The organism is Roseibium sp. SCP15 (assembly GCF_040329435.1).
GTDB lineage: Bacteria > Pseudomonadota > Alphaproteobacteria > Rhizobiales > Stappiaceae > Roseibium.
This window is the reverse complement of sequence record NZ_JBDZYI010000002.1, coordinates 430228-452701: the sequence shown is the minus strand read 5'-3', so window position 1 is coordinate 452701 and position 22474 is coordinate 430228. Positions and strand designations below refer to the sequence as shown.

Sequence of the window (22474 nt, the reverse complement as noted above, 5' to 3'; positions counted from 1 at the left end):
GTGAATGCGTTTGACATTGCGTGGAACATTGCTGGGAATGCGCCGGTTGATCCCAGTCAGCCTGTTTGTCATTCCGTTTGGCATCGCTTTCGGGATCGCCGCCGTCGAAGCGGGCTTGGCTCCGGTACAGGCCACGCTGGCGAGCGCACTGGTGTTCACGGCAACAGCTCAATTCGCGTCACTGGAATTCCTGAGTGAGCCCGTTGCTTTCGTTTCTTTGGCTCTGGTTGTCCTGGCATTGAGCAGCCGCCAAGTTGTCATGAGTGCAGCACTCTCACCCTGGATAAATCGACTGCCCAGGTTCAGGCGATTTCTGGTTCTGGCCACGCTCAGCGATGCGAACTTTGCCGATGCCTTGCCGGATCTTCAAAGCGGTCAGGATGATCTTGGCAGGCTGTTTGGCGGTGGGGTGATGTTGTGGGTCACCTGGGTTGCCAGCACGGCGGCAGGCGCATGGGGTGGCAACGTTCTAGGCAATACTGACGCATATGGGTTCAGCGTCGTCATGGTTTGTTTTTTCGCCGCGACGGTCGCCGGACAAGTGCAATTGAAGACAAGACAGCTTGGTCCGGTAATCGCCGCCGTGGGCATTGCTGTCTTAACGTTGCCCGTCCTGCCCACGGGATGGAATATTATCGTGGCTGCTGTTGCCGGAGGCGCTGTTTCAGTGTGGCGCCATGCTGAGTAACGGCACCTTTCTGATCGCGGTCCTGATCATGGCCGCGGCGGCCTTAGCCACGCGGCTAGCTGGCGCAATTCTCATGTCCCGCGTCAGGACCACTCGCAGCACCGATTTGTTTCTTGAAGGGCTGTCAGCGTCGGTCATCGCCGCGCTTGTCGCATCTATGCTTGCACAATCGGATCTGAGAGACGCAATGGCGGTCGTGGTCGCGAGTGTCGTGATGCTGGCCACGAGAAGCGTGATCTGGGCCATGCTTGCCGGAATGGCGTGCACGGCCCTGATTTCAAGGCTCGTTTAGGACGGGTGGCGCTTTAACCGCCGACCTTTTCCTTGAGCGGCGCGAACAACGGATTTTCCCTGGAAAAGACGTAATCCAGCGTTTCCACCGTCACCGTGTCCGCACCTTCTTCGATGAGCAGTTTGGCGCAATCGGCAACTGCATCTTTCGGGCACAGAACATTAACGCGGTGATCGTCGCTGGCTTCGGAAAAACGCTGAATCGCACCAACCTTGCTGACCGCTCTCAAAGCCTGCGTACGGTCATCGACCACTGCCTTGACAAGCTTCACATCCCGGGCAGCTTCTTCTGCGGCCACCCGATCCAGAATATCTCGCGCAGCGGCCAGACTGGCGTCGGACCAGTCAGCATTCAGCGAAGCTACCAGGTTGGCCTGGCTTTTCAGCATCACGCCATCGGACAGGATCTTAAGGTTGTTGGCGTGAAGCGTGGAACCGGTTGTGGTGATATCGACAATGAGTTCCGCGGATCCAGCTGCCGGCGCTCCTTCGGTTGCGCCAGCGCTTTCCACGATCCTGTAGTCGGCAATCCCGTATTTGGCAAAGAAGGCTCGGGTCAGGTTGACGTATTTGGTCGCGACACGAAGGCGACGGCCATGCCGATTGCGGAAGTCCGAAGCCACATCGCTCAGATCGGCCATTGTCTCGACGTCGATCCATGCCTTGGGGACGGCAACGATTACATCTGCCGGTCCAAATCCGAGTGGCGTGACGATGTGGACCACATTCTCCGGATTGGTGATGTTTTCGTGCACCAGATCGAGCCCGGTGATACCGAAATGAACGGACCCTTCAGAAAGCGCGCGTGCGATTTCCGATGCCGACAGGAAGGCGATCTCCACATTGTGCAATCCCTTGATCGCGCCGCGATAGTTGCGGGCGCCACCCGGTTGGAGAACCTTCAAACCAGCGCGTCCGAAAAAGGCGTGCGTGTTTTCCTGAAGGCGGCCCTTGGAGGGAATGGCGATAATGAGTTTGCTCATGAGTTGGCCTCGATACTCGCGGCAATCCGGTCCAGCCACATGGAAAATCCGATGGACGGCACTTTGTGTTCCGCTCCCAGAAGGGTGAGCAGCTTGTCGTAGCGGCCACCTCCGACCAGCGGTCCTTCGACCGCGTCGGAAGCTGCATGAATTTCGAAGACGAAGCCGGAGTAGTAATCCAGACGTCGCCCGAACTCTGCTGCGAATGTCAGCCTGGTCCGATCGATACCCTTGTTCTCCACCGCTGCCAGGCGCTGTTCGAAGGCTGCGATGGGTGCGTCAAGATCGAGCTGGTATTTTTGGGCGAAACTGTTCAACGCGTCCGTCGCGTTCGCACCATCTGCCTTCAGCGAAAGATACGCCGTCAGGGTTTCGGCAGCCTTGTCATGCCCGTGTGCACCGCTTGCGAGTGCAGCCTGTTCCAGGAAGCGGTCGGCGATCTCGCTTGGTGTTCGCCCGCCAACCGCAGCAATGCCCGCAATGGAAAGAAGATCTTCGACAACTGCATGCGCCGCCGTCGGGTCAGCACCTTCCAGTGCGGAGAGGAACCCGAGGCGGACATCGCGGCTTTCATCATCCGAAGACGCGCCTCCGGCCATTCTGCCGATTGCTGCTGAAAGCTTGTCGGTCTCTCCGAAGAGATCACGCAGGCGACGGCGCCAGACACTTGGCAACTCAAGCCCGGTCAACACCGCTGCAAACAGGGTTTCGTCGCCAATGCGAATGGTGTTTGAGGAAACGCCGAACGTCTCGAGCGCGTTGACGGAAAGGGCAAGAACGTCCGCATCCGCTTCGGCAATGTCATTTCGCCCGAGGCTTTCGGCACCAAGCTGCGGAATTTCGCCAAGACCATCCGGACGCTGTCTGAACACTGGCCCGTTGTAACAGTAAGCCGCCGGCAAAGAGGCCTTCTGCAGAGCCAGGTGATGACGGCAGACGGGAATGGTAAAGTCCGGACGCAAGCAAAGATCCACACCATCGGTACCGCTGGTCAGGAACAGACGGCGGCGAATGTCTTCTCCGGTCAGATCGAGAAACACATCGGCCGGCTGCAGGATCGGCGGATTGACGTGGGTATGGCCCGCCGACTTGAACAGGTCCAGTACCGCATCGATCTTTGCCGGATCCAGGCCGGGTGTTTCTACCGCCGATATCATGTGTCAGCCCTCGTTCTGGCGTCTGCGGTCGTCGGCTTGACCGTCAAGAATGCCACGTACGGTTTCAATCAGGTCTGCCTCTTTTGCGGTGACCTGTGCCGGGCGGCTTTCGCGCCAGGTAATGTTGTCGGTGATCTCTTCGGAAAGACGTTTGCCTTCGATCAGATCCTTGATCTGCAGCTCTCCAGCCTCGCGCTCGTCGGAACCCTGAATAATGGCCACCGGGCATCCGCGCCGGTCGGCATATTTCAGCTGGTTGCCGAATTTCTTCCAGTTGCCCTGGTACATCTCGGCGCGAATACCGGCTGAGCGCAGGTCCTGAACCATTTTCTGGTAGCGGCCGAGGGACGCAACATCGCCATCCATTACGGTCACGAGAACTGGTGCAACGACGTCGGAAGTGCTCAGCTTGCCAAGGTTCTTCAGCGCTGTCATCAGACGTGAAACGCCGATGGAAAACCCGGTGGCGGGAACATCGCGGCCGGTGAAGCGCTTGACCAGCCCGTCGTAACGACCACCGCCACCAACGGAGCCGAACTGAACCACTTCACCCTTTTCATTGGTGACGTCGAACAAGAGCTCTGCTTCGTAGACAGGGCCTGTGTAATACTCCAGGCCGCGAACGACGGACGGATCAATCTTGATCCGGTCCTCGCCGTAACCGCAGGATTCAAAGATGGCAGCCATCGTGTTCAGTTCGGTGATGCCGTCATTTTCCAGAGACCCGGTGCCGGAGACAAACGCGATGATGCTGTCGATTGCCGCCTCATCCAGCTCTGCACCCTTGGTGAAGTCGCCGCTGTCGTCCTTCCGGCCTTCACCGAGCAGCAGACGCACACCTTCAATGCCGAACTTGTCGAGCTTGTCCATTGCACGCAGAACCGTCAGGCGGCGCTCACCATGTTCCTCGCCGCCCAATCCGACGGATTCCAGAACGCCGTCCAGAACCTTCCGGTTATTGACGCGAATGACATACTGGCCACGCTGAATGCCGAGGGCTTCCATAGTGTCGGCCATCATCATGCACATTTCTGCATCGGCCTGAACGCCGGGCGCGCCAACCGTGTCGGCGTCAAACTGCATGAACTGGCGGAAGCGGCCGGGTCCGGGCTTCTCGTTCCGGAAGACCCAGCCCGCGCGATAGGTGCGATAGGGGAGCTGGATCTCGTTGATGTTCTCCGAAACATGGCGCGCGAGCGGTGCAGTCAGATCGTAGCGCAGGCTCATCCATTGCTCGTCATCGTCCTGCACGGAAAAGACACCGGCATTCGGGCGGTCCGTGTCGGGCAGGAACTTGCCCAGACAATCGGTGTATTCGAACGCAGGGGTCTCGACCGGGTCGAAGCCGTATTGTTCATAGACCGCACGGATCTTGCCGATCATCTCATCTGTTGCGCGGATGTCATCGGCAGAACGGTCGACGAAGCCCCGTGGTAGCCGGGCCTTCAGTTTGTTCGGTTTTTTGGCCATGAGGTCCTTGGATCCTGGCGAGTTCTCCGCCAGTTGCAGTCACGACAGACCGGCAACCGGCGCTTAGATTGTTGCGGTTGTCCTAGACGAAACAGGTCCTGAGAGCAAGGTTCACAAGCGGCTGGAGGAGTTCAGTTGGGCACTGTTGTGACCGGACATTAAAAAGAAAGCCGGACGAATGCCTTGTTTGCATCACAGTTGACGTTAAAAGGAGCTGCGGATAGGCGGAGACCATGTGGTGTGAATGGCACGGCTACAAATACGGATCCCGCGATTGATTGGCGAAAATCTCGTGGGTCTTTTCTTGTATTTAACCTCCGGCAAGCTATCTTCCGCGCGGATTTTAAGGGAATTGGGGCCTGCCTTGCAGAGGGTTGTCGGGTAAAGCCAGGCGAATAAAGGTTGAAAATGAGCAGTGCAGTGGGTGTGGCAGACGGCAATACCGGTGCGGAGATCGTGAGCGCGCCGCAGATTGCGGCAGGTAAATCTGCCGAACTCAGCGTAATCCTGCCGAGTTTCAACGAGGCGTCCAACATTCCGATCCTGGTCGGCCTTCTGGACGAGGCCCTGAAGGGTATCGATTGGGAAGCGATTGTCGTTGATGACAATTCTCCAGACGGAACCACGGAAGTTGCCCGCAAGATCGCACAACACGACCCGCGGATCCGCGTGATCCGGCGCATCGGTCGCCGTGGTCTGTCAGGTGCCTGTATCGAAGGTATTCTGGCCTCTTCCGCTCCCTATGTTGCCGTCATGGACGCTGACCTTCAGCATGATGAAACGCTGTTGCCCAAAATGCTGGCAGAGCTCAAGGCGGACGACACGGATCTCGTGGTCGCAAGTCGCAAGGTGGATGGTGGGACCGTCGGAGAAGGGCTGTCTTCGATTCGCGCCTGGGGATCAAACATCGCCAATGGTCTTGCGCAGAAGCTGCTCAACGTAACCTTGAAGGACCCTATGAGCGGATTTTTCATGGTCCGCCGGGAAAAGGCTGAAGCCTTGGCGCCGAAGCTTTCGCCTCAGGGCTTCAAGATCCTTCTGGACCTGGTCTCCAGTGCCAACGGAACCTTGAAGATCAAGGAGCTGCCTTTCACGTTTCGTGAGCGTCAGCATGGCGAAAGCAAGCTGGATACGCTCGTAACGCTAGACTATTTCGGCCTGCTTCTGGCCAAGTATTTCGGCGATGTCGTGTCCGTTCGTTTTCTGATGTTCGGTCTCGTCGGAGCCAGCGGTCTGGTTGTCCACCTTCTCGCTCTGCGCATCTTTCTTCTGGGGGATATGGAGTTCAACCTGGCGCAGACCGGGGCCTCGTTTGTTGCCATGACGTCAAACTTCTTCCTCAACAACCAGCTGACCTATCGCGATCGGAGATTGCGCGGTACCCAGGCGCTTGTCGGACTGCTGACATTCTATGCGGTCTGCTCGGTCGGAGTGCTGGCGAATGTCGGGGTTGCAAACCTGATGTATGCAGATCCCGCCTACTGGTGGCTTGCGGGCACTGCCGGCGCGATCATGGGTGCTGTCTGGAACTATGCCGCAAGCTCCGCTTTGACCTGGCGTAAGTCTTAAAGGTCAAGCCGTGAACGCCGGAACACAATCTCCTGCTTTGCCGTTCTTCCTGCGTCCGGCAGGGCTGATGGTGATCGTCGGACTGCTGACGGTCCTGAAGCTCTATGCCGCTTCCAACGCTCATTTCGTCGAGGATGAGGCCTACTACAGGATTTGGGGCCTGTTTCCGGCAGTGAGCTATTATGACCATCCGCCGATGATCGGCTGGTGGATTGCAGCTGGACAGGCGGTTTTCGGCGATACCATCTTCGCGGTTCGCTTCCTTTTGATTTTGACTGGCCTGATAGGCACGCTCGCTTTATGGCGCACGGCGTCGATCCTCTTTGACGCGCGCGTCGCAGGTTGGGCTGTCCTGTTCTTCAATTCCAGTCTGCTAGTCGGGATTGGCGGCATTCTGGCAACGCCCGATGCTCCTTCCGTTTTCTTTTGGGGGCTCAGTCTTTGGGCAATCGCGGAATTGTCCCATTCACGCAACGCCAACTGGTGGTTGATGGTCGGCCTGATGGCGGGGTGTGGTCTGCTGGCGAAATATTCCGTGCTGTTTCTTGGCGCAGGGATCGTACTCTGGCTCTTATGGGTGCCCGAAGCACGCCGATGGTGGACGACCTGGCAGCTCTGGATTGGAGGTGCGATTGCAATCGTCTGCTTTTCTCCGGTTCTCTACTGGAACCACCTTCATGAGTGGGTGAGCTTTTACAAGCAGTTCGGCAGGGCCGGCAGCGGTGGTTACACCGCCAAGTACATCTTCGAGTTCGTTGGCGCTCTGGTCGGTCTTCTCAATCCGCTGATTGCAGTTCTCGCAGGGCTTGGAGCGGCAACTCTGTTCAGGTCCTTTCGCAGAAGGGAAAACGCTGCGTCCTTGCTGATCCTGACTGCTTTGCCTTTCATACTCTATCTTCTCTATCATTCCCTGCATTCGCGGGTTCAGGCCAATTGGCCCGCTCCGCTGTTTCCGACATTCGCGATTGCCGCTGCCGTCTTTGTTGGCGGCCTGCGTGCGGACCAACTCTTCTGGAAACGGTTTGCGGCCGGGGGCGTTGGCCTAGGCGTCCTGATCGCGGTGGTGGTTCAACTCCACGCCGTGTCGCCGATTACCGGACAGTTTGCCCGCAAGGACCCGACGTTCCAGCTGCGGGGCTGGCCGGAGATTGGTGAGGCGGTTCGGGCATTCGTGTCGGAAGAAGGTGCGGCCTATGTTGCGACGACCAGCTACGGGTTGAATGGCCAGATCGACTACCTCCTGAAGGACACTGTGCCTGTCGTCCAGCTCACAGAACGAATTCGCTATGTCATGGCGCCGGAACCTGACATGAGCATGTTCGGCAAGCCGGGTCTCTACGTCGCGGAAAAACGCCGCAACAAGGAAGGCGAACTCAGAAATTCCTTCTCCAGCGTTGAAAAACTTGGAGAGTTGGCACGCAAGGTCGATGGTGTTCGGCTGGAGGATCTCGTCGTCTATCGGATCGAAGGCCCGACTGGGCCGGTATTCGAGCCGATTTCCTATAAATGATGCGTTTGGACCACGTGCTGTTGTATTTGGCAGAACTGAAACGACGTTGTTATAAGTCCGGCAATCTGGTCTCTTTCAAGAGAGAGCGTCAGCCGAATTCAATATTTGATAAATCTATGTTTGCGGACGCTCCATTATGATGGAAATCCCAGATGAATTTTTTCTCAAAGCTGATCATCAGCACATCGCCGTTGAAAAAAGGTTCGCCAAAGAATGCACGATGCTTTTGGACGAGCTCGCGTAGAAAAAATCCGTCTATTTTCAGCGGCCCACGCCCTTTTTCATACAAAGCATCGGTTATCACATAAAGCTGACCATCATAATTTTTCTTCCAGCAGACTATGTCGAAAATTTCGGTGTCATCGAGATCTTCCCAGTTTGGTATGTACTCGTACTCGAATTTCTGAATGTTGGTGAATACGTATTCTATGAATTTGGACGGGTAACGGTTGGGATAATTGAATTTTTCATGCAGAAGGGAGCTGAATTCTTCCCATGATGCGAAGTAATCTGATATTTTCATTTAACTAAACTGCGTTGCCTTTGAAATCTCGTTGAGGCAGGTTCACCAGGTTGCATAGTGTCCTTTGTCAGTAATCAGTCGTAGTAGTGGTGCTTTGTTTCTTTGATATCAATCTGCGTATTGGACTTGCAATGCCTTCCCGAATGCCGCAGGGAAGGAGAAGTATTTTCAGAATCTGGTCCGCCTGCGGAAATTCATGAAGCGCATTACACTTGGAGCTCTTGATTATGGTCTCGCCTTCGGGGTCGATCGCGCCTTGCGGGACCTGGCCGAACGCGGCCGTCTAAGTGCTCTTGGGGCGCTGGTGGCAACGGAACTGTGGCCGCGAGAATTCCGGCCGCTTCAGGAGTTGGCCGATAAAGTTGGTGACCAGGTGCTTTTCGGCGTGACGTTGGCTTTCAGCGGCGACCGGGTGTCTCCAGTCAGCACGCGCATGCAGGAAGTCTATGGCGACCGCATGATGACGCGGGAAAAACTTCAACGACGGGCTTTCTTCCGGCTTTTGCCCGACGAACTGCTGCTTGAGGAAGCCCAGGCCCAGTTGGCGAGATACAGCGTGCTTATGAAACGCCAGCCGGACTTCATCGCCGTGCGGGAAGGTTTGCTGGAGCGCTCATCACTGGCCCGCCTTGTTTTCAAGGCGGTGCAAAGCTCGGATTTCGACAAACCGCCATTGGTCGTGTCGCCGATCCGTTCCGGACTGAAGACGCTTCGACTTGCCAGACTGGCGAAATCCTACCAGATGCAGATGCTGCCGAAAGCAGAGCCTTTGCCCGAGATAAGCGATCCGGAAGAATTGCACCGGTTGTTGCACAATCATTTCGACGGCATGAGCGATCGGAGCTTCGTCGCGGCGATTCCCGGTCAGTCCGACGACCGGTTGAGGCGGAATGAGCCACGCAAGAAGATTGCCATTCGCGAATGTCAGTATGAAGTTCTGTCCAGTGACCGGTTTTTCCGGACGCTGGACAAAAAGGATGTTTTTTTGAACTAGATTTGATGACCGGCGGCCAGCGTTTTCATGCATTGAATGCCGGTACAACGAAAAAACGGCCCTGCGGGGAACAGAGCCGTTTTTCGTGGAGGTCAAGAAGGGGGGAGGGGCGGCCCCGCTTCCATGTCCTTTGATATAGGGATATTTTGCTTGATTGCACGTGATGGAAATCACAGGATTGCGCTTGGGCAAAAAATAATTGGTGTCGGCATACGTACAGGCAGGGGTCAGGCGTGACGGAAATTAGAGATTTTTTGAAGAACAGCTTTTCTCTTGAAGGGCTGGAATCGGAATTGGCAGTTGGCCTGTCCCGCCTTGCTAGGCCAATGAAAATTGCTGCCGGCACAATCCTCTTTGAAAACGGCGACCCTGGAAACGGCTGTTATGCAGTTCTCGAAGGGTCCCTGAAAGTCTCGCTTCTGTCGGTGGAAGGCGACGAGCAATTGCTGGCAGTGCTCGGGCCCGGCGACCTGGTAGGTGAACTCGCCCTGCTTGATGGGCGGCCGCGATCTGCCACGGTCAGCGCGTTGAAGGAAGCCCAGCTTGCCTTTATCGACAAGGCTGCATTTGAACGTTTTGCCGACGAACACCCGGCTGTCTACCGTCACATGCTGTCCATCGTTGGAAAACGCTTGCGGCATGCCAATGACGTTCTTGCTGCTCGCTCCTTCCTGCCGCTTCCCGGCCGTGTGGCGCAAACCCTGCTTCAGCTTTCCGAGACTTTCGGCAAACCGCTCGATGACGGCCGTGTTCTCATTCACTACAAACTCAGCCAGGCTGACATTGCCAACATGGCTGGTGCCGCACGTGAAAACGTCAGCCGGGTGCTGAACGACTGGAAGCGCTCCGGCACAATCAGCCGGATTTCCGGCTATTATTGTCTTGAGCAGATCGACTTTCTGGAACAGGCGTCGACGCTTTAGTCCGCTTCTTCGAGCAAGGAAGCAACCTGAGTCCCTGCAAGGATCGAAGCAAGCGTATCTGAATTGAGGCTGTCGAGAAAAGCTTCGGCCGCCCGGGCCATGGCGCCTTTCAGGGCGCAACGGGGCAGAAACGCACAGATTGCCGGTTGGGGCTGCAGGCAGGCAACCACACCAAGATCCGGCTCGATCAGCTTGACGACCTCACCCAGCCGGATGCCGTCCGGGGATTTTGCCAGACGGATCCCGCCACCGCGCCCGCGCGTTGTTTCCAGATAGCCGCCTCTGGCCAAATGCGCGACGATTTTCATTACATGCGATTTGGCCAGGCCGAGCTGTTCGCTCAACTTGTCGACGGTTTGCGGTCCGTCCGATTGAGCCGTGGCCATCAGAATTCTCAACGCAAAATCGCTGGCCTGACTGAGCCGCATAGCAGGGTCCTATAAAACATTCATGTTAGATGTTGATTTTAGCGCGTGTCTGTGTCATTTAAAAGATGCATCTTAAATGAATGTTTTAGGAGGCGGCGATGGAAGCCCGCAATTCCGCTTCGAACAGATACAAATTGCAAAGGCGTGCCGTGCCGGAAAACGGTGATCGCCTGCAACGGTATGAAAATGTCGATGTGCAATCGATCCACGTGCTGGTCCACACATTCTACGGCTGTGTCCGGCAGCACCCGCGCCTAGGTGAAATTTTCGAAAACCGGCTTGAAGGCAAGTGGCAGGAACATCTGCCGAAAATGGAAACCTTCTGGCAGGCGGTGCTGCTGAAAAACGGTGCCTACAAGGGCAAACCCGTACCGGCTCATCTGAAGCAGAAGGAACTTGTAAGTTCCGACTATGCCGAATGGCTGAGCGTATTTCGACCGGTCGTCCGTGAGCTGTTCGTTCCCGAACTTGCGGACGAGATCATCGCTGTCGCCGAACGCATCGCACAGAGTCTCTGGCTTGCAACCTTCGGGATTGCCGGCGCGGAGCCTCCGCCGGAACTGTCTTCCCGGGAAGTGCGTTGGAGTGGATCATGTTAGTTGGAATCGTGCTCATTGCAGAAGCGCTCGTGGCTGTCTGGTTCACGGTGTTTTCCATCATGCTGATGTCCATGTATCTGGACTCCCGCAAGATGCCGTTGCCGAAGCTTGATGTTGCGGGGCGTACACTCATAGGCAGCGCGAAACTTGCATTCGTCACAGGCATGATTGCTTTGGTGGTCCTGACGGTGGCCGAGTTGCCGTCGCTCAGCTAGAAATGGAATTCAATATGTCGATGTCGAAACTGTTGCCACGCGGGCTGCCGATCCTGCTGATCTGGATTGCCGCACCGCTCCCCCTGTGGATCATGCTGATCCTGATGCTCATCGTCTGAGCCGCTGCCCTTGTGCTCCCGCACACTCACGCTACTCTGTCCTCGACTGAAATTGAGGGAGTTAAGGCGTGAGCGACGACGAACCGACCGGTGAACTGACATTGCGTACGATGGCAATGCCCGCTGATACCAACGCCAATGGCGATATTTTCGGAGGGTGGGTTCTGTCCCAGATGGATCTGGCGGGTGGCATCATGGCGGGGCAACGGGCCGAAGGTCGCGTCGTCACCATTGCTGTCGACAAGATGAAGTTCATCCGTCCCGTTCAGGTGGGTGACGTATTGTGCGTTTACAGTGACGTCGTCCGCGTCGGCAATTCTTCCATGGAAATCAAGCTGGAAGCCTGGGCTCTTCGCCACCGGTACGGTGAACGCGAAAAAGTAACCGAGGCAATTTTCACCATGGTTGCGGTGGACGATGACGGCAAACCGCGTCAGGTCCCCAAGAAGGACTAGTCACTCAGCTGGAATATGCCGGTTTCTGCCTGTGCCGGTTGAGGATATCCGCGAAGAGATCTTCGTCCACGGCGCAGGTGCAGCCCTTGGCCCATAAGTGAAGCAACGCCTTCAGGCGCTCTATGCGTTCATCCGGGGGCAGAGGAGATTTGTGACGCGGCAGGCCGCCGATCAGTCGCAGGGACTTGATCCGCGCCAGGACGCAATCCTCGGCAGCTTCTTGCCAGATTTCAGAACCGGCAATCTCGGCTTTCGTGGCCAGCTGGTCTTCGATCAGGTCGGCCGCGAGACCGGCAAATGGCTGTTTAGACAAAAAATCCTCCATCGGTTGCCCGAGGAGGACTGGCGCATGAAAATCAACCGCTTCGTTGCCGATAAGCCTCTCATGAGGATCAAACCGACCGCATCCCTGTTGCGGAAACCACCTTGCCCGGTTTGGCAGGTTGGCGAGGGCGCCAGCCCTTCTCTTGATGATGGGTGGCTTATGCCATGTCCTTTCGAGCATTGCAAGTCCGTGTCTTTGCGCTGCCTTCAAAGACGATTTTGACGCGAAGTTTGCTTGTCTCGCCTGGACGTGGACGTTCAAGAACGGTGACTTGGGAGGCTCCATCAGTAAACATGTGAACCCTTCGTTAGGTTCGCCGATTGTTCAGGATCACCTTGCCTATTCTGTCTGTACCAGCCGGCAATCGAAGCGGCGATCAGGCCAGTCAAAGTGAACAGACGGATAATCCGCATGCTGCACCTTAGTAGGAACCATCTTTCACACTGGTTGGCTTCCAGCGCCTTTCCTTGGCATGGATCAATCCCCTCGCAACGGATTACTGGATGTTCTCACGCCGTTGAAAACATAAAAAGCCGGAGACGGGCTCCGGCCTTTCAAGGATAAATTGGACTCGCGTTCAAAGGTCCGAAACCTTGATGGCCAGTTTCCCTTTGTTGGTTCCGTCGAAAAGCTTGTTGAACACGGAGGGTGCGTTTTCCAGACCCTCGGTCACATCGAGGCGGTATCGCAACTTTCCTGCCATCATCAGCTTCCCGAGTTCCTGAAAGATTGCCGGGAACGTGTCGAAATGGTCCGTCATCACGTAGCCCTTCAAGGTGAGGCGCTTGCGGACGATCGCGGTCATTTCCGGAGGCGTGTCTTTTGCCTCGCCATTATAGACGGAAATGAAACCGCAAAAGATCATCCGCCCGAACGGAGCCATGTTCTTCAAGGCTGCATTGAACGGTTCGCCGCCCACATTTTCGAAATGCAGGTTGATCCCGTTCGGCGCGAACTCCTTCAGGCCCTTGCTCAAGTCATCCGTGCGGTAGTTGAGGGCTGCGTCAAAGCCGAGTTCATCGACCAGCCAGTCGCATTTTTCTTGCGTACCGGCGATGCCGATAACCCGGAGGCCCAGAGCCTTTCCGATCTGTCCGACCAGCGACCCGACCGATCCGGCAGCGCCGGTCACGCATAGCGTCTCACCCGCCTTGGCCTGGCCCTCAACAACAAGACCATGCCAGGCGGTCGCACCGGGCAGGCCCAGAATGCCGACGTAGTCTTCGATGCTTGCGAGCTGTGGAACGACACTGAGATCTCCGGGCGCAACATCGAGAAATTTGGTCCAGCCGGTCATGCCCGTGACCCAGTCCCCGACTTGATATGCGTCGGACTTGCTCTCTTCCACGACACCCACTCCCAGCGAGCGCATTGTGTCTCCCAGCGGTACCGGTGGCAGGTAGCTGTCGGTGCTCGCAGATACCCAGCCGCGCATCGCCGGGTCGAGCGATACATACAAAACCCTGACTCGGGCTTTGCCGTCGGTCAGTGATCCAAGTTGCTCGTCTCTAAGGTCGAAATGTTCAGGGCCGAGACGTCCATCCGGACGGGACTTTAGTAGAAGCCGCGTGTTGTTCATTGGCTGCCTTTCGCTTGTGAAGGGGACGTGGACATCACGTTCAGTAGTGCGGAGGCTTTTCGATCTGGTGGCCGGGCAGAACGTTTTCCATCAGCTCCTCGACCTGATCGGTCATGTTGGAGAGCGCGCGCGTAAGCCGGTCAATCTGTTTGCCCTGTTCAACAACGACGCTGTTGAGGTCATCGATCGTGTGTGTGGCATGAGCCAGATCGATCTCGAGCTTGTCAATCCGGGCCTCGTGTTCATTGGCCATATCCGGCTTCCCTTTGTCGTTTGGTAGTGGGGTTAACACCCGGAACGGTGAAACGCACGTATAGGCGGATTATCACAAAAGAACAAATTCATTCATCGTATCTTGCCGATGGTTCAAATCACTGGCAAATGCCTTATATGGAACCCGAAAACCCGATATTCGTATCCGGGGAAAATCACTTCAGCGAGAGAAATTCATGACCGCCTTGTCCGATTTCCAGATTACCCGCAAATGGCCGGCTCAATATCCGGACCGGATCCAGCTTTATTCCCTGCCGACACCGAACGGCATCAAGGTGTCGGCAATGCTGGAGGAAACCGGTCTTCCCTATGAGCCTCACCTGGTGGATTTCGGCAGTGGTGACCAGCATTCTCCCGAATTTCTCTCGCTCAACCCGAACAACAAGATCCCGGCCATGATCGACCCGAACGGGCCGGATGGGAAGCCTCTGGCTTTGTGGGAGTCCGGCGCCATTCTGCTTTACCTTGCGGAGAAGTCCGGCAAGTTGGTGCCGAAAGATCCGGCTGCCAGGTATGAGGCCATCCAATGGGTCATGTGGCAGATGGGCGGATTGGGTCCGATGACGGGCCAGCTGGGGTTCTTCCACAAATTTGCCGGCAAGGAATATGAGGACCGCCGCCCGTTCGAGCGTTACCGCGACGAAGTCATCCGTCTGCTTGGTGTTTTGGACAGGCAACTGGAAGGGCAGGAGTACATCGTTGGCAATGAATACTCGATTGCCGACATCACTTGCTGGCCCTGGGCACGAAACATCAACGGCTTCTACGAGGCAGCCGAAGTTGTCGGATACCAGAATTTCAAAAATGTCGTCCGCTGGGTGGACACATGCCTGAGCCGGCCGGCGAGTGAGAAGTCGATCAACATTCCTGCGCGGGTCTAGCGCAAGGGTTTTTGCGGGAAAGGCGGCGGTCCGTCGCTTTTCTCGCGGAAATTGATGAAAGCACAGCGCTAACTGGCCGCTTTGTTGCCGCCAAGCAGCACGTCCAAGAGTTGGAGGAGATCGTCTTTGCGATCTGCTTTCGTGTTTCCGCTCAGGGCTTCCAGGCCGATCAGGCTGCTATAAAGCAGCCTGGAGAAGCGTTTGCATTGCGGTTCTGGAACGCTGCAACTTGAAAAAAGCTCCGTCACATAGTGCAATCTCTTCTCGTCGACTGTCTTGACGGCTTCATATGCGTGCTCATCGTATCGGCCCCAGTCCCGGATCGCAGCCTCTACATTCACACCGCCATAGGCAGACGTGTCGGTATTCGTTGCCACTTCCACCAGAAGGTAAAGCCTTCCAGCTGAGTTTTCGCCGGAATTGTCGACCAACTGGATGATTGCTTCAGTCGCCTTGCGCTGCCAGTGGTCCAGCATTGCCTTCTTCAGAGCAGGGACGTCCTTGAAGTGCCAGTAGAACGATCCCTTGCTGACCTTCAGGTCGCGGGCAATTGCCTCGGCACGGATCGCCTGCGGCCCGCCCTTGGCCAGCGCCCTGAAAGCCGCCTGGATCCAGTCGATGGCCGATAATGGTGTCTTTTGGTCCTGCATTATGTTGCGACCATACGGTGGCGTATTGACAAGCGCAAGCAAGTCAACATACGGTACCGTATGGTTGTCGTCGGAGGTTCAAGTGGTCACGTCAGTTGCAAGTGTTCTTTTTCTTGTTTTGGCCGGGATTTCGGCTTTGCATCTCTATTGGGGCTTTGGAGGACTTTGGCCGGCGCGGGACGAAGCATCCCTTGTGCGTATGGTGGTCGGGGCAAAGGGCATGAGGCAAATGCCCGGTAGAACATTGACCGTTCTGGTTGCTGGGCTGATTGCGATTGCGGCGATCTTGCCGCTTTTGTCTGCAGGCATTCTGAACAATCCAGTCGCGACTGTTCTGCCGTCCGGGCTGCTTCCAACAATTCTGAGTTTGTCGCTTGCAGGAATTGGACTGATTTTTTTAGGAAGAGGTATCTTGAGCTATACGCCGTACTTCTCTCGCATGCAGGCTGAAGAGCCGTTCAAGACGCTCGACAAACGGTACTACGCGCCGCTGTGCCTGGCTTTAGGCGCAGGTTTCATGGTCCTGGTATTTTCCTAAGGGAGCCGATCTGATTCTGCGAGGCGGTTCGCACACGCGCGTCAAACCGTTCTGACCGTAAGACGAGTTTCAACCGAGATAATCGCGAAGGGCAGGGGGCGGGTTCTCGAAGAGCTCGGATGTGGGCACAGGCGGATGTGCGATACCATCCGCCACCAACACCGTCCGATCCGCGATCCGGCGGGCGTCTTCGGGCGCATGGCTGACCATCAAAAGCGTCGTGCCGGTTTCAACAGCAAGGGCTGAAACCAGATCCAGCATTTCAGTTTTCAGGGCAGGACCCAGGGCGGCGAAAGGTTCGTCCAGCAACAACAAGTCCCGTTTCTGCACCAGAACGCGGGCAAGCGCCGCACGGCTTTGCTGCCCGCCGGAGAGCTCTGAGGGCCTGCGTGTTCCCATGCCGGTCAGGCCGACGCGCGCCAGGGCAGCCTGCACCTGGCTTCGCTCGTCCACAGACAGTTTCCCGCTGGGCCGCAGTCCAAGGGCGACATTCTGTTCTGCGGTCAGATGAGGGAAGAGATTACCGTCCTGAAAAAGCATGGCAATCGGACGCTTGCCCGGAGAAAGGGTGGTGATGTTCGTCCGCCGCCAGAAAATATCACCGCGAACGAGATCACGGAAACCTGCAACTGCTTCCAGAAGTGTCGATTTGCCTGCCCCCGATGGGCCAATGATCGCGACACGGTTCCCGGCCTTTATCGCCATGTTTGCTTTCAGGGTGAAACCGCCGTTGGTGATACTGCATTCGTCAAGCTTCAGCATGCCAGCGTCCTCCGCGGTCCAGGAGCCAGAAAACGGTCATGGACAAAACCAGCAGTAGCAACGCCCCACCTGCAGCCGCCTGCATCTGGTAGGCCCCCATCAGGCGATAGATCTGCAGCGGCAAGGTTGCTGTCTCCGCATTGGCAAAAAAGGTGATAACGCCGAGGTCGCCCATCGAAAGAGCCGCTGCGAGCCCGGCGGCAAATCCGATTTGAGGGCGCATACGGGGGATTAGGATCCGGGCAAAGAACATTCTGCCCTCCATGTTCAGAGAAAGAGCGAGCCGACCATGACGCTGGACGGCATCGCGCGCGGCCGGAACAAGGATGCGAAGCGCGAAGGGCAGTGCCATCACTGCATTCACAAGAGCGGTAACCGGCAATGCAAGCGAGGTCGGATCAACCAGCGGCCGAAGCACGATGAACAATCCCGTGCCGATAACCAGGGGCGAGGCCGCAAGCCCAAGAATGCCGCTGATATCAACCCATCCGTATCGCCCGGTGGCGATGGTCGCTGCCATGGGCAGCGCCATCAGCAAAAGGACCGCGGTGCTCATTGTCGCGACTGCAAGCGAGGTCATGGCCGCCTGGACGACGACCAACGGCAATGAGACAAGTCCAGTGAGCCCAGAGATCACCACCGATACCAACGGCAGGAGTAGAAAAATTGCAGCAAGCGCAATCCAGAGTGTGTCGGCAATTGGCTTCCCGCCGTCCCAGCGGCGAACGGCACGGTCAAGGCCGGCGCCAAAGCCGTCACCTCGAGAGAGTTTGAGCGCGGCATAGGCGGCGGCAGTCGTCAGGACGAGTTGCAAGGCTGACAGCATCGCGGCCCGGCTCAGATCAAAGTCATAGGTGAATGCCTGATAGATCGCGAGTTCGATCGTCGTGGCCCGGGGGCCGCCACCCAGGGTGAGTGCAACTGCAAAGCTGGTCAGACAGATAGCGAAAATCACGGCCAGAACGCCAGGCAGGATCCTCGCCAGCATTGGCAGCTCGATGAGCCTGAACATTGAACTGCCATGACACCCCAGTTGCGCAGCCAGTCGAAACCGTTCCGAGGGAATTTCCTGCCACCCCTGAAGGATCAGTCGCGTGGCCAAAGGCAGGTTGAAAAAGACATGAGCCAGGACAACACCGTGCAATCCGTAAATGCGGATCGGTGGCAGTCCGAAGAAGCCCAATGCGTCAGAAATCCATCCTGCGCGCCCGAAAACCTGGAGCAGACCGATAATGGCTACGATAACGGGAAGGATGAAGGGGGCACCCAGCAGTGCGATCAGCACACTTCTGCCGGGGAACCGCCGTCTCGCCAGCGCGCGGGCAACAGGGATCGCCAGTCCGGCACTGATCAGGGCGGACAACACCGCCTGCGTAAGCGTGAAGCGCAGCGCTGCCCAGTCAGCCGGGCCAAATCCTTGCCCGGCTTCCGCACGCAGCGCGATTGCTGCCAAGGTGCCCAGGATCAGCGCGGCGACAACAGCCGCCGCCGCGATCCCCGGGAACGGATTTACTGGCTGAGCGCGCCCAGCCATTCCGCCAACGCTTCCTTCCGCATCTTGGCGGCTTCATCAGCTCCGAGGAGCAGGGACTTTTCCGGAGTGTGCAGCGTTTCGAAGCCCTTTGGCAGTCCACCCTCCGGAGTGATCGCAGGATACATCCAGTTCGTGGTCGGAATGATCGACTGGAACGTGTCGGAAGTCATGAACTCCAGGAACTGGTCGGCGAGCTCCGGTTGGTCGGTGCCTGCCAATTTTGCAGCAACTTCGACCTGCATGTAGTGACCTTCGTCAAAGGCGGCGGCAGCCTTGCTGGCATCGTCTTCGGCAATCAGGTGGTAGGCGGGGGAAGTGGTGTAGCTGAGCACCATGTCCGCTTCACCTTCGAGAAAAAGTCCGTAAGCCTCTGACCAGCCTTTGGTGACCGTGACGATATTGTCCGACAGACCTTCCCAGATTTCCGGAGCCTCGTCGCCATAAACTGACTTGACCCACAGCAGCAGGCCAAGCCCCGGAGTTGAAGAGCGCGGGTCCTGAATGAGGATCTTGGTGTCGCTTGCTGCCAGATCGCGGAAATTGCCGGGAACAGCAGCGTCCTTGTTATGAACGAAAGCGAAATAGCCCCAGTCGTAAGGCACGAAGGTTTCGTCGTTCCATTCGATCGGCAGTGAAAACTCCGCATTGATGGAATGAGGCGCGAAGAGACCGGTTTGCTTGGTGGCGGCAATCAGATTGGTGTCCAGGCCAAGCACGATGTCTGCGTCTGAGTTTTCACCCTCCAGCCGGATGCGGGACAGAAGGGCAGCGCCGTCCTCGACGCCGACAAGGTTCAGCTCGCAATTGCAGACGGCTTCAAAGGCTTCCTTGACCTGTGGGCCCGGCCCCCAGTCGGAAACGAAGCTGTCATAGGTGTAGACGGTCAGCTGGGGTTTATCGGCGGCAACAGCCGATGTTGCGCACAAAAGTCCCGCAGCAAAGAGCAGATGTTTCATATCATCCTCCATTGCGGCGAGAGGGCAAGGATGGATGAAACCGCTACCTTTCCCTCCGCCGGTTCTAGCCGGTTCAGGTTCAACGGGTTTGCCAGAATGGCATCTCAGCGCGAAAACCTCACGCACCCCGAGGTAAGGCCGTGATTATCTGGAAATGAGAACGAGTACAACAGGTTTGATTAGCTCTAATCGGCAATTACTCAGGCGCACGAACAAAAGAGTCCTCAAGGGTTGCGCAGTGGCAAGATTTGAGGCTCACTGCTATCTAGCGTTGAATAAGTTGCATTTGTTCAATAATGAGAAGCGCCGAGAGAGCATATGAAGAGTGGATTATCCAGAAGCCGATTTCTTCTGATCGCTTCAATTCTGCTGAGCCTTTCTTACACCAGTTACATCTTTGATGTTCCGCACCATGCTGCGGGAAATGTATTCTTTTTCGAAAACACCACACGTAAACAAATTCCGGTAATCGCTCAAGGCACTCGCCATGAACAATCAGGAGTCACACCAGTAGACTTTGGTTTTTCTTTGGAGGGCTGGGTATCAGAGCCGACAATGACGGGGTTTTCTGCAGGCCGGTACGATTCATTGATCAAAGAAAACAATTTGCTGCGCGAGTGGGTTGAAGCAATTTCGGTTGGCTTTCTGTCAGTCACCGCATGTCTGATAATTATGTTTGTTTCTGGTGTTCGAATTTCATGGTGATTGCAGTTCGGTAAATACGGAGTGCTAGCCACTTTGCACGGGCATGTTTTTGTTCACTGGTATCGCAGAGGCTCAGATTTCTAGCGAAGACATGTAAGTGGAACTGCCTGAAAACTGCCTAGTGCGCCTATCTTCGAGTTCTGGACTTCCTAGTCGCCGAAGTCGCCTTCTGTTTCCCAAGTCAAGGCGAGCTAAACAGATGGCGACAAACACAAAAAGGGCGACCCGAGGGCCGCCCTTTCCATAAAGCTTGTGAGCTTTGGGCTTCTTAGAAGCCCATGCCGCCCATGCCGCCCATGTCGCCGCCCGGCATTGCCGGTGCTGCGTCTTTCTTCGGCAGCTCGGCAACCATGGCTTCGGTGGTGATCAAGAGACCGGCGACGGAAGCTGCGTCTTGCAGAGCAGTACGAACAACCTTGGTCGGGTCGATGATGCCAGCTTCGATCATGTTGACGAATTCTTCGGTCTGAGCGTTGAAGCCGAAGGTGTCGTCGTCGTTTTCCTGGATCTTGCCGACAACGATGGAGCCTTCGACACCAGCGTTTTCAACAATCTGACGGATCGGAGCTTCCAGAGCGCGCAGGACGATCTTGATGCCGGCTTCAATGTCGGAGTTGTCGGAAGACAGAGCAGAGACAGCTTTCTTCGCACGCAGCAGAGCAGTGCCGCCACCCGATACGATGCCTTCTTCAACAGCAGCGCGGGTTGCGTTCAGAGCATCGTCAACGCGATCTTTTTTCTCTTTCACTTCGATTTCGGTTGCACCGCCAACGCGGATAACTGCAACACCGCCAGCAAGCTTGGCCAGGCGCTCCTGGAGCTTCTCACGGTCGTAATCGGAAGTGGTTTCTTCGATCTGCGCCTTGATCTGACCAACGCGGCCGTCGATGTCTTCCTTGGAACCGGCACCGTCAACGATGGTGGTGGTTTCCTTGGTGATCGCGACTTTCTCGGCAGTGCCGAGCATGTCGAGGGTCACGTTTTCCAGCTTGATGCCGAGGTCTTCGGAGATCACGGTGCCACCGGTCAGGATAGCGATGTCTTCGAGCATTGCCTTACGACGATCGCCGAAGCCCGGAGCCTTGACAGCAGCAATTTTCAGGCCGCCGCGCAGCTTGTTGACAACGAGAGTTGCCAGTGCTTCGCCTTCAACATCTTCAGCGATGATGAGCAGCGGGCGGGAAGACTGAACAACAGCTTCCAGGATCGGCAGCATGGCCTGCAGGTTGGAGAGTTTCTTCTCGTGCAGCAGGATGTACGGCTTTTCCAGGTCAGCCAGCATCTTGTCAGCGTTGGTGACGAAGTAAGGAGACAGGTAGCCGCGGTCGAACTGCATGCCTTCGACGACTTCCAGCTCGGTTTCCAGAGACTTGGCTTCTTCGACGGTGATGACGCCTTCGTTGCCAACTTTCTGCATTGCTTCGGCAATGTCCTGGCCAACCTGCACGTCGCCGTTGGCGGAGATGGTGCCGACCTGTGCAACTTCTTCAGAAGTGGTGATGGTCTTGGAAGCAGCTTCCAGAGACTTGACAGCTTCAGCAGCAGCAAGATCAACGCCGCGCTTCAGGTCCATCGGGTTCATGCCGGCAGCAACAGCCTTGGCGCCTTCCTTGACGATAGCCTGAGCCAGAACGGTAGCAGTGGTGGTGCCGTCGCCAGCGATGTCGTTGGTCTTGGAAGCCACTTCACGCACCATCTGTGCGCCCATGTTTTCGAACTTGTCTTCCAGTTCGATTTCCTTGGCAACGGAAACACCGTCTTTGGTGATGCGCGGTGCGCCGAAAGCCTTGTCGAGAACAACGTTACGGCCTTTCGGGCCGAGGGTTACCTTGACGGCATTTGCGAGGGTGTCCACGCCTTTGAGCATGCGCTCACGGGCGTCGGAGGAGAATTTTACTTCTTTAGCAGACATGTAGTCGTCTCACTTAAATTGGAATGATATTGAGATCAGAAGCGGTTCGCTGTGATTAAGCGATCACGCCCATGATGTCGGATTCCTTCATGATCAGGAGGTCTTCACCGTCGATTTTGACTTCGGTGCCGGACCACTTGCCGAACAGGACGCGGTCGCCTGCCTTAACGTCGAGAGCTACGATCTCGCCGTTGTCTTTGCGAGCGCCGGTGCCGACAGCGATGATCTCGCCTTCCTGCGGCTTTTCCTTCGCGGTGTCCGGAATGATGATGCCACCGGCGGTCTTCTCTTCAGAGCCGACGCGGCGAACTACGACACGGTCGTGCAGTGGACGAAATGCCATAAGACTGTTTCCTCTCATGAGCGCGCCCCACGCAATTGGCAGCGCGCGAGACATGATAAATGGGTTGACTTGCACGGGAGGGATCCCTCCCG

At 56.5% G+C, this 22474-nt stretch carries 26 protein-coding genes and 2 riboswitches; of the genes, 12 read left to right on the top strand and 14 right to left on the bottom strand.

The window, feature by feature from the left end:
* The first annotated feature begins 4 nt into the window (after positions 1–4).
* On the top strand, positions 5–688 hold the full coding sequence (locus ABLO27_RS09495) for an AzlC family ABC transporter permease (RefSeq protein ID WP_353032335.1): 684 nt from the start codon (positions 5–7) through the stop codon (positions 686–688).
* The gene (locus ABLO27_RS09490; protein ID WP_353032333.1) at positions 678–980 is read left to right on the top strand and encodes an AzlD domain-containing protein; all 303 of its coding nucleotides are present in this window, start codon (positions 678–680) and stop codon (positions 978–980) included. Before ABLO27_RS09495 ends, ABLO27_RS09490 begins: the two co-directional genes overlap by 11 nt.
* Before the next feature lie 13 nt (positions 981–993).
* Here ABLO27_RS09490 and hisG read toward each other — a convergent pair whose 3' ends face one another.
* Genes hisG through hisS form a run of 3 tightly spaced genes read right to left on the bottom strand, consistent with a single transcriptional unit; the run spans position 994 to position 4589 of the window.
* A complete protein-coding gene (hisG, locus tag ABLO27_RS09485; protein WP_353032331.1) occupies positions 994–1962 on the bottom strand; it encodes an ATP phosphoribosyltransferase in 969 nt (322 codons plus the stop codon).
* Complete coding sequence (locus ABLO27_RS09480; protein ID WP_353032329.1) at positions 1959–3119, bottom strand: ATP phosphoribosyltransferase regulatory subunit; 1161 nt, start codon at positions 3117–3119, stop codon at positions 1959–1961. Before ABLO27_RS09480 ends, hisG begins: the two co-directional genes overlap by 4 nt.
* Before the next feature lie 3 nt (positions 3120–3122).
* Positions 3123–4589: a histidine--tRNA ligase gene (gene hisS / locus ABLO27_RS09475; RefSeq protein ID WP_353032328.1), complete on the bottom strand. Its 1467-nt coding sequence runs from the start codon at positions 4587–4589 to the stop codon at positions 3123–3125.
* Between the two features lie 408 nt (positions 4590–4997).
* On the opposite strand from hisS, the gene ABLO27_RS09470 reads away from it, so the two are divergent.
* Both ABLO27_RS09470 and ABLO27_RS09465 read left to right on the top strand, forming a co-directional pair.
* Positions 4998–6158, top strand: a complete 1161-nt coding sequence (locus tag ABLO27_RS09470; protein WP_353032326.1) for a glycosyltransferase family 2 protein — start codon at positions 4998–5000, stop codon at positions 6156–6158.
* Positions 6159–6168: 10 nt separating this feature from the next.
* A complete protein-coding gene (locus tag ABLO27_RS09465) occupies positions 6169–7668 on the top strand; it encodes an ArnT family glycosyltransferase (RefSeq protein ID WP_353032325.1) in 1500 nt (499 codons plus the stop codon).
* Positions 7669–7756: 88 nt separating this feature from the next.
* Here the strand turns inward: ABLO27_RS09465 and ABLO27_RS09460 are convergent, their stop codons facing one another.
* Positions 7757–8191, bottom strand: a complete 435-nt coding sequence (locus ABLO27_RS09460) for a hypothetical protein (RefSeq protein ID WP_353032323.1) — start codon at positions 8189–8191, stop codon at positions 7757–7759.
* Between the two features lie 196 nt (positions 8192–8387).
* Between ABLO27_RS09460 and ABLO27_RS09455 the strand changes: the two genes are divergently transcribed.
* Together ABLO27_RS09455 and ABLO27_RS09450 are read left to right on the top strand one after the other, a co-directional pair.
* Positions 8388–9185: a ChbG/HpnK family deacetylase gene (locus tag ABLO27_RS09455; RefSeq protein ID WP_353032322.1), complete on the top strand. Its 798-nt coding sequence runs from the start codon at positions 8388–8390 to the stop codon at positions 9183–9185.
* Positions 9186–9418: 233 nt separating this feature from the next.
* Positions 9419–10108 carry a Crp/Fnr family transcriptional regulator gene (locus ABLO27_RS09450; protein WP_353032321.1) on the top strand — a complete coding sequence of 230 codons (690 nt, stop codon included), beginning with the start codon at positions 9419–9421 and terminating at the stop codon, positions 10106–10108.
* Here ABLO27_RS09450 and ABLO27_RS09445 read toward each other — a convergent pair.
* On the bottom strand, positions 10105–10536 hold the full coding sequence (locus tag ABLO27_RS09445; protein WP_353032320.1) for an RrF2 family transcriptional regulator: 432 nt from the start codon (positions 10534–10536) through the stop codon (positions 10105–10107). The genes ABLO27_RS09450 and ABLO27_RS09445 overlap by 4 nt on opposite strands.
* 98 nt (positions 10537–10634) lie before the next feature.
* Here ABLO27_RS09445 and ABLO27_RS09440 point away from each other — a divergent pair, with 98 nt between their 5' ends.
* From ABLO27_RS09440 to yciA, 3 genes are all read left to right on the top strand, one after another.
* Positions 10635–11135: a group III truncated hemoglobin gene (locus ABLO27_RS09440; RefSeq protein ID WP_353032319.1), complete on the top strand. Its 501-nt coding sequence runs from the start codon at positions 10635–10637 to the stop codon at positions 11133–11135.
* The gene (locus tag ABLO27_RS09435) at positions 11129–11350 is read left to right on the top strand and encodes a hypothetical protein (RefSeq protein WP_353032317.1); all 222 of its coding nucleotides are present in this window, start codon (positions 11129–11131) and stop codon (positions 11348–11350) included. Before ABLO27_RS09440 ends, ABLO27_RS09435 begins: the two co-directional genes overlap by 7 nt.
* Before the next feature lie 187 nt (positions 11351–11537).
* The gene (yciA, locus tag ABLO27_RS09430) at positions 11538–11924 is read left to right on the top strand and encodes an acyl-CoA thioester hydrolase YciA (RefSeq protein ID WP_353032316.1); all 387 of its coding nucleotides are present in this window, start codon (positions 11538–11540) and stop codon (positions 11922–11924) included.
* Between the two features lie 4 nt (positions 11925–11928).
* Here the strand turns inward: yciA and ABLO27_RS09425 are convergent, their stop codons facing one another.
* The 3 genes from ABLO27_RS09425 to ABLO27_RS09415 form a co-directional block, all read right to left on the bottom strand.
* Positions 11929–12237, bottom strand: a complete 309-nt coding sequence (locus ABLO27_RS09425; RefSeq protein WP_353032314.1) for a hypothetical protein — start codon at positions 12235–12237, stop codon at positions 11929–11931.
* 41 nt (positions 12238–12278) lie between these two features.
* A riboswitch (SAM-I-IV-variant riboswitch) is annotated at positions 12279–12403 on the bottom strand.
* Between the two features lie 423 nt (positions 12404–12826).
* Positions 12827–13828, bottom strand: a complete 1002-nt coding sequence (locus ABLO27_RS09420; RefSeq protein ID WP_353032313.1) for an NADP-dependent oxidoreductase — start codon at positions 13826–13828, stop codon at positions 12827–12829.
* A gap of 40 nt (positions 13829–13868) precedes the next feature.
* Positions 13869–14081: a SlyX family protein gene (locus ABLO27_RS09415; RefSeq protein ID WP_353032312.1), complete on the bottom strand. Its 213-nt coding sequence runs from the start codon at positions 14079–14081 to the stop codon at positions 13869–13871.
* 196 nt (positions 14082–14277) lie between these two features.
* Here ABLO27_RS09415 and ABLO27_RS09410 point away from each other — a divergent pair, with 196 nt between their 5' ends.
* A complete protein-coding gene (locus ABLO27_RS09410; protein ID WP_353032310.1) occupies positions 14278–14982 on the top strand; it encodes a glutathione S-transferase N-terminal domain-containing protein in 705 nt (234 codons plus the stop codon).
* 68 nt (positions 14983–15050) lie between these two features.
* Here the strand turns inward: ABLO27_RS09410 and ABLO27_RS09405 are convergent, their stop codons facing one another.
* Positions 15051–15632: a TetR/AcrR family transcriptional regulator gene (locus ABLO27_RS09405; protein WP_353032309.1), complete on the bottom strand. Its 582-nt coding sequence runs from the start codon at positions 15630–15632 to the stop codon at positions 15051–15053.
* Between the two features lie 82 nt (positions 15633–15714).
* Here ABLO27_RS09405 and ABLO27_RS09400 point away from each other — a divergent pair, with 82 nt between their 5' ends.
* Positions 15715–16170, top strand: a complete 456-nt coding sequence (locus ABLO27_RS09400; RefSeq protein WP_353032307.1) for a DUF3995 domain-containing protein — start codon at positions 15715–15717, stop codon at positions 16168–16170.
* A 69-nt stretch (positions 16171–16239) separates the two neighbouring features.
* On the opposite strand, the gene ABLO27_RS09395 is transcribed toward ABLO27_RS09400, so the two are convergent.
* From ABLO27_RS09395 to thiB, 3 genes are read right to left on the bottom strand one after another with little or no spacing between them, the layout of a single operon-like run.
* A complete protein-coding gene (locus ABLO27_RS09395) occupies positions 16240–16932 on the bottom strand; it encodes an ATP-binding cassette domain-containing protein (RefSeq protein ID WP_353032306.1) in 693 nt (230 codons plus the stop codon).
* A complete protein-coding gene (locus ABLO27_RS09390; protein WP_353032305.1) occupies positions 16919–18466 on the bottom strand; it encodes a thiamine/thiamine pyrophosphate ABC transporter permease ThiP in 1548 nt (515 codons plus the stop codon). The genes ABLO27_RS09395 and ABLO27_RS09390 overlap by 14 nt, the downstream gene beginning before the upstream one ends.
* Entirely contained in the window at positions 18442–19422 is a 981-nt protein-coding gene (gene thiB, locus ABLO27_RS09385; protein ID WP_353032304.1) for a thiamine ABC transporter substrate binding subunit, read from the bottom strand. The genes ABLO27_RS09390 and thiB overlap by 25 nt, the downstream gene beginning before the upstream one ends.
* Positions 19423–19454: 32 nt before the next feature.
* Positions 19455–19562: riboswitch (TPP riboswitch) on the bottom strand.
* Between the two features lie 178 nt (positions 19563–19740).
* Here thiB and ABLO27_RS09380 point away from each other — a divergent pair.
* Positions 19741–20127, top strand: a complete 387-nt coding sequence (locus ABLO27_RS09380) for a hypothetical protein (protein WP_353032303.1) — start codon at positions 19741–19743, stop codon at positions 20125–20127.
* A gap of 268 nt (positions 20128–20395) precedes the next feature.
* Here ABLO27_RS09380 and groL read toward each other — a convergent pair whose 3' ends face one another.
* Positions 20396–22039 (bottom strand): chaperonin GroEL, encoded by a 1644-nt coding sequence (gene groL, locus ABLO27_RS09375; RefSeq protein ID WP_353032302.1) that lies wholly within the window; start codon positions 22037–22039, stop codon positions 20396–20398.
* A gap of 55 nt (positions 22040–22094) precedes the next feature.
* The gene (gene groES / locus ABLO27_RS09370) at positions 22095–22382 is read right to left on the bottom strand and encodes a co-chaperone GroES (RefSeq protein WP_353032301.1); all 288 of its coding nucleotides are present in this window, start codon (positions 22380–22382) and stop codon (positions 22095–22097) included.
* Between the last annotated feature and the right edge of the window lie 92 nt (positions 22383–22474).

Excerpts from the sequence above, each read along its gene's own strand:
- ABLO27_RS09420 (WP_353032313.1), bottom strand. The coding sequence starts at position 13,828 with ATGAACAACACGCGGCTTCTACTAAAGTCCCGTCCGGATGGACGTCTC.
- ABLO27_RS09495 (WP_353032335.1), top strand. The coding sequence starts at position 5 with ATGCGTTTGACATTGCGTGGAACATTGCTGGGAATGCGCCGGTTGATC.
- ABLO27_RS09390 (WP_353032305.1), bottom strand. The coding sequence starts at position 18,466 with ATGGCTGGGCGCGCTCAGCCAGTAAATCCGTTCCCGGGGATCGCGGCG.
- groL (WP_353032302.1), bottom strand. The coding sequence starts at position 22,039 with ATGTCTGCTAAAGAAGTAAAATTCTCCTCCGACGCCCGTGAGCGCATG.
- ABLO27_RS09380 (WP_353032303.1), top strand. The coding sequence starts at position 19,741 with ATGAAGAGTGGATTATCCAGAAGCCGATTTCTTCTGATCGCTTCAATT.
- ABLO27_RS09440 (WP_353032319.1), top strand. The coding sequence starts at position 10,635 with ATGGAAGCCCGCAATTCCGCTTCGAACAGATACAAATTGCAAAGGCGT.
- ABLO27_RS09460 (WP_353032323.1), bottom strand. The coding sequence starts at position 8,191 with ATGAAAATATCAGATTACTTCGCATCATGGGAAGAATTCAGCTCCCTT.
- hisG (WP_353032331.1), bottom strand. The coding sequence starts at position 1,962 with ATGAGCAAACTCATTATCGCCATTCCCTCCAAGGGCCGCCTTCAGGAA.
- ABLO27_RS09455 (WP_353032322.1), top strand. The coding sequence starts at position 8,388 with ATGAAGCGCATTACACTTGGAGCTCTTGATTATGGTCTCGCCTTCGGG.
- ABLO27_RS09410 (WP_353032310.1), top strand. The coding sequence starts at position 14,278 with ATGACCGCCTTGTCCGATTTCCAGATTACCCGCAAATGGCCGGCTCAA.
- ABLO27_RS09470 (WP_353032326.1), top strand. The coding sequence starts at position 4,998 with ATGAGCAGTGCAGTGGGTGTGGCAGACGGCAATACCGGTGCGGAGATC.
- ABLO27_RS09405 (WP_353032309.1), bottom strand. The coding sequence starts at position 15,632 with ATGCAGGACCAAAAGACACCATTATCGGCCATCGACTGGATCCAGGCG.
- ABLO27_RS09490 (WP_353032333.1), top strand. The coding sequence starts at position 678 with ATGCTGAGTAACGGCACCTTTCTGATCGCGGTCCTGATCATGGCCGCG.
- ABLO27_RS09395 (WP_353032306.1), bottom strand. The coding sequence starts at position 16,932 with ATGCTGAAGCTTGACGAATGCAGTATCACCAACGGCGGTTTCACCCTG.
- groES (WP_353032301.1), bottom strand. The coding sequence starts at position 22,382 with ATGGCATTTCGTCCACTGCACGACCGTGTCGTAGTTCGCCGCGTCGGC.
- ABLO27_RS09480 (WP_353032329.1), bottom strand. The coding sequence starts at position 3,119 with ATGATATCGGCGGTAGAAACACCCGGCCTGGATCCGGCAAAGATCGAT.
- ABLO27_RS09415 (WP_353032312.1), bottom strand. The coding sequence starts at position 14,081 with ATGGCCAATGAACACGAGGCCCGGATTGACAAGCTCGAGATCGATCTG.
- hisS (WP_353032328.1), bottom strand. The coding sequence starts at position 4,589 with ATGGCCAAAAAACCGAACAAACTGAAGGCCCGGCTACCACGGGGCTTC.
- ABLO27_RS09435 (WP_353032317.1), top strand. The coding sequence starts at position 11,129 with ATGTTAGTTGGAATCGTGCTCATTGCAGAAGCGCTCGTGGCTGTCTGG.
- thiB (WP_353032304.1), bottom strand. The coding sequence starts at position 19,422 with ATGAAACATCTGCTCTTTGCTGCGGGACTTTTGTGCGCAACATCGGCT.
- ABLO27_RS09445 (WP_353032320.1), bottom strand. The coding sequence starts at position 10,536 with ATGCGGCTCAGTCAGGCCAGCGATTTTGCGTTGAGAATTCTGATGGCC.